The 6,829-nt window shown below is 61.7% G+C and carries 6 protein-coding genes and 1 other RNA gene; 1 reads left to right on the forward strand and 6 read right to left on the reverse strand.

The genetic code is table 11. The features are described from left to right. Positions 1-2: 2 nt before the first annotated feature. From ssrA to EOM25_11050, 6 genes are all read right to left on the reverse strand, one after another. Positions 3-390: a transfer-messenger RNA gene (gene ssrA, locus EOM25_11025) on the reverse strand. Positions 391-474: 84 nt separating this feature from the next. Then, positions 475-1,014 (reverse strand): hypothetical protein, encoded by a 540-nt coding sequence (locus tag EOM25_11030; protein NCC25708.1) that lies wholly within the window; start codon positions 1,012-1,014, stop codon positions 475-477. After that, a complete protein-coding gene (gene dxs, locus EOM25_11035) occupies positions 1,011-2,963 on the reverse strand; it encodes a 1-deoxy-D-xylulose-5-phosphate synthase (GenBank protein ID NCC25709.1) in 1,953 nt (650 codons plus the stop codon). The genes EOM25_11030 and dxs overlap by 4 nt, the downstream gene beginning before the upstream one ends. A 10-nt stretch (positions 2,964-2,973) precedes the next feature. Further along, the gene (locus EOM25_11040; protein NCC25710.1) at positions 2,974-3,876 is read right to left on the reverse strand and encodes a polyprenyl synthetase family protein; all 903 of its coding nucleotides are present in this window, start codon (positions 3,874-3,876) and stop codon (positions 2,974-2,976) included. Beyond that, positions 3,866-4,114, reverse strand: a complete 249-nt coding sequence (xseB, locus tag EOM25_11045; protein ID NCC25711.1) for an exodeoxyribonuclease VII small subunit — start codon at positions 4,112-4,114, stop codon at positions 3,866-3,868. The genes EOM25_11040 and xseB overlap by 11 nt, the downstream gene beginning before the upstream one ends. Next, positions 4,111-6,267 (reverse strand): CoA-binding protein, encoded by a 2,157-nt coding sequence (locus EOM25_11050; GenBank protein ID NCC25712.1) that lies wholly within the window; start codon positions 6,265-6,267, stop codon positions 4,111-4,113. The genes xseB and EOM25_11050 overlap by 4 nt, the downstream gene beginning before the upstream one ends. A 191-nt stretch (positions 6,268-6,458) precedes the next feature. On the opposite strand from EOM25_11050, the gene EOM25_11055 reads away from it, so the two are divergent. After that, a partial coding sequence (locus tag EOM25_11055; GenBank protein ID NCC25713.1) for an iron-containing alcohol dehydrogenase occupies positions 6,459-6,829 on the forward strand: 371 nt, incomplete at its 3' end.

Below are 6,829 nucleotides of genomic sequence, written 5' to 3' on the forward strand. Positions count from 1 at the left end.
AATGGTGGAGGCGGCGGGAATCGAACCCGCGTCCGAGAACGCTCCACTCAAGGCTTCTACAGGCTTATTTCGGAGTTAGGTTCTCGCCTCGGGGTTGGCCTCCGAACGGGCTCCCCTTGGCCAGCCTGGATGTGTCTCGCTGCGTGACGCTCCCGGCAAACGTCAACAGCCAGCCCGAAAAGGATGACGCTTCAGGCGGTTTATCGGGCGTCCACCGCATGAAACGTGACGGTCTCTGCCGTCAATGCAAAGGCTGTTTTCTAGGCAGCCATTGCGTAGGCGTAATTGTCGTTGGCAATTATCGCTGTGCCGCGTGTTTAACGAGGTCCCCACGGCACCTCGGCCTGCTACCCCGGCTTCAACCATCCCCGTCGAAACCATGGCGCCCCCTGTCAAAGAACTTCTTTAAGTATAATCATCTCGACGGGCATGGCAAGCCCGTTTTCAAGCCCTGGCCCTGATGGGCCCGCCAGCTCAGTCTTTCCGGGAGAAAAAAGCCCCAAGACTGCGGGAAAATTTCGTGAACATTGACGTCGAGGGGGCGTTGTCATCCTCGTCGAACCATTGAGGCGGCTCGATCTTCAGCCCCAGAAGCTTGCCCAGGGCAGGAATGATCTGGTTTTCCACCAAGCCTTTTTCCCGGCCGGTCAGATTGCGGAAAAAGAGGTCGACATCCATGAGGATCCAGTCTTCGGATCGCTCGTCTCCGAGCTCGGAGATGACGACGTTGAAGAAGGTCGGGCCCAGGTGGCGGGTGAGCAAAGCGTCTTTCAGGGATCCGACGATCTTGGCGAAATCTCGCCCCAGGGCCCTGTCGCCCTCGATGTCCATGAGGAAGCTCAGGGTCAGGTATCCATGACTGTCCACCCGGGTATCCGACGAGATCTTGATCAATCCCTCCCGGGGTGAGGCGTGGCCTTCGAGCCGAGCCTTGAATCCGGCGAATCCGATGCAGTGTTCGTCGAGTTTGAGCTGCCGAAGTTCGGCCTCGAGATCCAGAACGTTCTCAGTCATGGAGCGTCTCCTTGCTTGGGGGTGCAGAGGTCTACCAGCTTTGCCTTGATGCCATCCTTGTTCAGACCCCATTTGGCCCGGAGCCATTTCTGGGGGCCGTGCTCGACGAATTCGTCGGGTAGGCCGAGACGGCGGACGGTCAAGCCGGACATGAGGCCGTGGTCCGATAAAAATTCGAGGACGGCCGAACCGAACCCGCCGGCCAGGACGTTTTCTTCGACGACGAGGATGCGATTATGACTCGCGGCAATGGCTTTCAGGTCTTTCTCGGGGAGAGGCTTGACCCATCTGGCGTTCAGAAGGCCGATGTCGAGGTCGGTGTTCTCGGCCAGGTCCTTGACAGCATCCAGGGCCGGCTGAACGCAGCTGCCCAGGGCCACGACCATGGCGTCAGGCCCTTGTCGAAGGACGAGTCCCCGGCCAACGGGGATGGGCTCCGGATCCTCCGTCAGTGGGAGGCCCTGGCCGCACCCCCGAGGATACCTGATGGCCACCGGACAGGACATGGACAGGGCCGTGACCAACATGACCCGGAGTTCGGCCTCGTCGGCCGGGGCCATGATTTTTATGTTCGGGATATGCCGCAGATAGCTCAGGTCGAAGGCCCCGTGGTGCGTGGGTCCGTCCTCGCCAACCAGACCTCCTCGATCGAGGCAGAAGACCACGGGCAGATTCTGGGTACAGACGTCGTGAACGACCTGGTCGTAGGACCGCTGTAGAAAGGTCGAATAGATGGAGACCACGGGCTTGAAGCCTTCACGGGCCAGGCCGGCAGCAAAGGTCACGGCGTGCTGCTCGCAGATGCCGACGTCGAAGAATCGGGACGGATAGCGGCGGGCAAATTCGGACAGTCCAGTCCCCTCGGGCATGGCCGCGGTGATGGCCGTGATCCGGTCGTTTCTTTCGGCCAGGGCGCAGAGCGTGGACCCGAAGACCTCGGTGTATGACAGGCTCTCGCCGGGGGAGAATTTGGCGGCTGTACCGGTCTCCGGTTCAAAGCAGCCGACACCGTGATAATAGGTCGGGTTCATTTCGGCCGGTTCGTAGCCCTTGCCCTTCTTGGTCAGAACGTGGACCAGAACGGGGCCTTCGAGTTCTCGGGCCCTTTCCAGAACCCTGATCATATCCTTGATGTCGTGGCCGTCAATGGGTCCGAGGTAGGTGAATTTGAAGGCCTCGAAGAGCATGCCCGGGGTGAAGAAGCTTTTGAGTGAGTCTTCGCCCTTTTGGACGTATTCGGCCAAGTCGTCCCCGATCTTGGGAATCTGGCGCATGAAGTTCTCGGTCTCCTTCTTGAGCCGGACCACCCAGCGGTTCGTCAGGTGGCGGCTGAGAAAGGAGGACAGTGCCCCGACGTTTTTGGAGATGGACATTTCGTTGTCGTTTAAGACCACCAGGAGATCCTTTCCCAGGTCTCCGGCCTGATTGAGGCCTTCGTAGGCCAGGCCGGCGGTCATGGATCCGTCGCCGATGACGGCGACCACTGAGTGGGTCTGGAAGAGCTGGTCCCGGGCCACGGCCATGCCTAGGGCCGCGGAGATGGACGTGCTCGAATGGCCGACTCCGAAATGATCGAAGGGGCTTTCGCAGATCTTGGGAAATCCGCTGATGCCTCCGGCTTGGCGGAGGGTGTGGAACCGGTCGGCCCGGCCAGTGAGGAGTTTGTACGAATAGGCCTGATGGCCGACGTCCCAGATGATTCGGTCCTGGCCGGGATCGAAGACCTTGAGCAGGGCCAGGGTCAGTTCGACGGTGCCCAGGGATGGGGCCAGATGGCCCCCGGTGGCCGACACGGTGCGGATGATTGTTTCCCGGAGAATCGGGGCAAGATCGGTCAATTCACTCAGCGTGAAGTCGTTCAGCATTTGCGGCCGGGTGATGGCGGTCAGGGTCGGTTGGATGCCGCCTTTGGGTCCGGTCGGGGAGTCTGGGTGGAGTTTTGTTGTCATGGGCACAGGATCAGGAAGCTCGTTGGAGAATATATTTGGCCAGTCGGGACAGGAAATCAACCTCGGGCAGGGTGGGCAGACCTTCCAGACAGTCCAGGGCTTCCCGAACGGCATCGGCGGCCAGCCTTCTGCTCTCATCCAGACCGATCAGAGAGGGATAGGTGGTCTTGCCCCTTGCCTGGTCGCTGCCCACGGGCTTGCCGAGGCTGTTCTGGTCTCCGATCACGTCCAGGATGTCATCGGTGATCTGGAAGGCCAAGCCCAGGGCCTCACCGTATCCGTCGGCCCGGCTGGTCATGTCCTTGGGGGCTCCAGCCAATATGGCCCCGCACAGGCAGGAGGCCCGAATGATGGCCCCGGTCTTCATGGTGTGCATGCTCCGCAGGTTGTCCATGCCGATGGGTTTTCCCGGGACCCGGTCCCCTGTCCATTCCATGTCCAGCATCTGGCCTCCGACCATGCCCCTGGGTCCGGCCGCCCGGGACATGGCCTCCGTGGCCTTGAGGACCAGATCGGGCGGACGGGGACAGGAGAGCATGAGCGTGAAGGCCTCGGTCAGCAGGCCGTCACCGGCCAGGATGGCCGTGGCCTCGTCGAACTTCTTGTGGCTGGAAGGTCTGCCCCGGCGCAGGTCGTCGTTGTCCATGGCCGGCAGGTCGTCGTGGATCAGGGAATAGGTGTGGATGCATTCGATGCCTGCGGCAAAGGGCATGGCCTGTTGCGGGTCCAGACTGCAGAGGGCGGCCCAGGACAAACAGAGAACCGGGCGGAGTCTTTTTCCGCCGGCCAGCAGGCTGTACTCCATGGCCGTGACCAGGGAACAGGGAATGTGACGACCCTTGAGACATTGACCCAGGAAAAAATCGACGTCCCGGGCCCGGGCGGCCAAATTCTCGCGCACATTAACGGGCATCGTCTTCCCCGTGGCCGATGAAGGGTTTCCATTCTTCGCCCTGCAGGATGGAGACCTCGTAACGGGCCTTTTCCAACTGGGTCCGGCAGGAGCGGACCAGGGCGGCTCCTTCCCTGTACAGGTCGACTCCCTTGTCCAGCGGAAGATTGCCGTCCTCCAGGGCGGAGACGATTTCCCGCAGGCGGTCCAGACCCTGCTCGAAGCTCAGTGCCGACAGATCGGGGGGGTGTTCGCTCATGGGCGATCCTCCGAGGCGTCGAGATGTTCGGTATCAGTGCGGGGCGGAGGGCAGAGGGTCAGACGGACGTCGGCCACCAGGGCCTTGTCGGCCGTGACCAGCACGGGGTTGAACTCGGCCTCGCAGATGTCCGGAAAATCAAGGGCCAATTGGGACATGGCCAGGAGAATATCCTCGATGGCTGAGAACTTGACGGATTTTTCGCCCCGGACCCCCTTGAGGAGCATGTAGGAGTGGATTTCCCGGATCATGTTCTGGGCATCCTGGCGACTCAGGGGGGCCAGGCGGAAGGAAATGTCCTTCAATATCTCGACGTAGATACCGCCGAGGCCGAACATGAGGAGCGGGCCGAACTGTTCGTCACGCTTGAAGCCGACGATGATCTCCTTGGCTCCCTTGGGGGCCATCTCCTGGACCAGGCATCCGGTGATGTAGGCCTCGGGCCTGAGTCTTTGGGCCCGGCTGGTGATGTCCCTGAAGGCTTTGAGGACGTCATCGTCGTTCTGGAGATTGACCTTGACCCCGCCAACATCGCTTTTGTGAGAAATCTGGGGCGAGGCGATTTTCAGGACCACCGGATGGCCGATGTCCTGGGCGGCCCGCACGGCCATGGCGCTTGATCGGGCCAGGATGGTCTTGGGCGCGGGCAGATCGTAGGCTCGAAGGATCTCGTGGGCCTGGAATTCGACGATGTCCAGGCTGTTTTGGTAGCGGGCCTCCTGGATGATCCGGGCGACGAGTTCCTTGTCTGCGTCCATGGTCTCAAAGGCCGGGGCCGGGGACTTCTGCCAGTCGGCGTACTTGTGCATGGCCTCAATGGAAGCGATGGCCGGCTCTGGGAAGTCGTAGCAGGGGATGCCGGCCTCCACGAGCATTTTCTGGCCGACGGAAATCCGCTTTTTGCCCATGAAGCTGGCAAAGACCGGCTTCTTTCCGGTCTTGGCGGCCTCGATGATGGAGCGGGTGATGGGCTCCAATTCCTCGGCGGCCTGGGCCGTCGGCGTCAGAAGGACCAGGAGGGAATGGACGTGGGGATCCTGGAGGACGATCTCGATGGCCTTGCCGTAGCGTTCGGCCCCGGCGTCGCCAATGATGTCCACGGGATTGTAGAAGTTGGCGTAGGGTGGGAGCACGGCCTGGAGCCGCTCGACGATGGTCGGGGAGATGGATGCCATGTTTAGACTGGAGCGTTCGCAGGCGTCGGCGGTCATGATACCCGGCCCGCCGGAGTTTGTGACGATGCCAAGGTTCGGCCCCAGGGGCAGAGGCTGGGAGGAAAAGGCCTGGGCCAGGTTGAAAAGGGTCGAAATATCCAGGGCCCGGATGACGCCGCATTGTCTGAAGGCTGCGGAATAGGCCTGGTCGGAACCGGCGATGGCCCCGGTATGCGAGGAGGCGGCCTTGGCTCCGGCAGCCGTGGTTCCGGACTTGATCAGGACCACGGGCTTCTTGACGGTCGTGGCCCGGGCGGCCTCGAGGAAGCGGCGGCCGTCGCTGACGTTCTCAATGTAGCCGAGGATGATGCTCGTGGCAGGGTCGTTGCCCAGGTAGTCGAGCATGTGGGCCTCGTTGATGACCGCCTTGTTGCCCAGGCTGACGAACTTGGAAAAGCCGATGTTCTCGCCAAGGGCCCAGTCCAGAATGGCCGTGCACAGGGCTCCGGACTGTGAGAAGAAGGCGATGTTCCCGACCTTGGGGGTTCCAGCGGCGAACGAGGCGTTCAGGCCGGCGGCGATGTTGATGACCCCCAGACAGTTGGGACCGATGAGAGCCATGCCGCTCTTCCGGCAGATGCCGATCATTTCCTCCTCGAGATAGTGTCCCTCCCGGCCGACCTCCTTGAACCCTGCGGTGATGACGATGACCGATTTGGTTTCGATGGAAGCCAGATCCTTCAGACTCGGGATCACTCCGTCCCGAGGGACGGCGATGACGGCAAGATCAAGGCCCCGAGGAAGGTCGGGAATCCTGTGGACGCATTTCCGGCCGAGGATGTCGTCGGCCTTGGGATTGACCGGTATGAGGTTCCCGCCGAATTCGGCCTCGAGCATGTTGGCCATGATCGAGTGGCCGATTTTGCCGGGATTGGCCGAAGCGCCGACGACGGCAACCTGACTGGGCTCGAAAAGGGCCTGTAGATTGGTCTGGAGCATGTGGTCTTCCATGGGTTCGGGTTGCGGTGGGAAACCATGGCAGGGTATTGATGTCCTGGCCTTCCGTCAACGTCGGCCGGGTCGATGCGGGGGAGTGAGTCTCTTGTCAGGGAGGGTGAACCCGGGCTATGTTCTGACATCAGGCGGTTCCGGACCTTCCGGGATCTGCAGGCGAACAGGAGAAGATCGTGATGGGGAGCGGGTTGGAGCTCAGGAAATTCGTGGCTCCGGAAATCGTTTTCGGGGCTAAGGCCAGGACCATGACCGGCGGATTCGCCCGCAATCTTGGCCTGGCCAAGGTTCTCCTGGTTTCGGATCCCGGGGTGGTCGCGGCCGGCTGGGTCGGCGAAATCAGACAATCCCTGGAGTCCGAAGGAATCGCCTACGACATGTTCACGAACATCACGCCCAATCCCAGGACCGAGGAGGTCATGGCCGGTGCCGAGGCCTATCTGGCCGGGGGGTGCAACGGGATCGTGGCCGTGGGCGGGGGCAGCCCCATGGACTGCGCTAAAGGTATCGGCATCGTAGCAACCAGCGGCGGGCATATCCTCGACTACGA

The organism is Deltaproteobacteria bacterium (genome assembly GCA_009929795.1).
Classification (GTDB): Bacteria; Desulfobacterota; Desulfovibrionia; order Desulfovibrionales; family Desulfomicrobiaceae; genus RZZR01.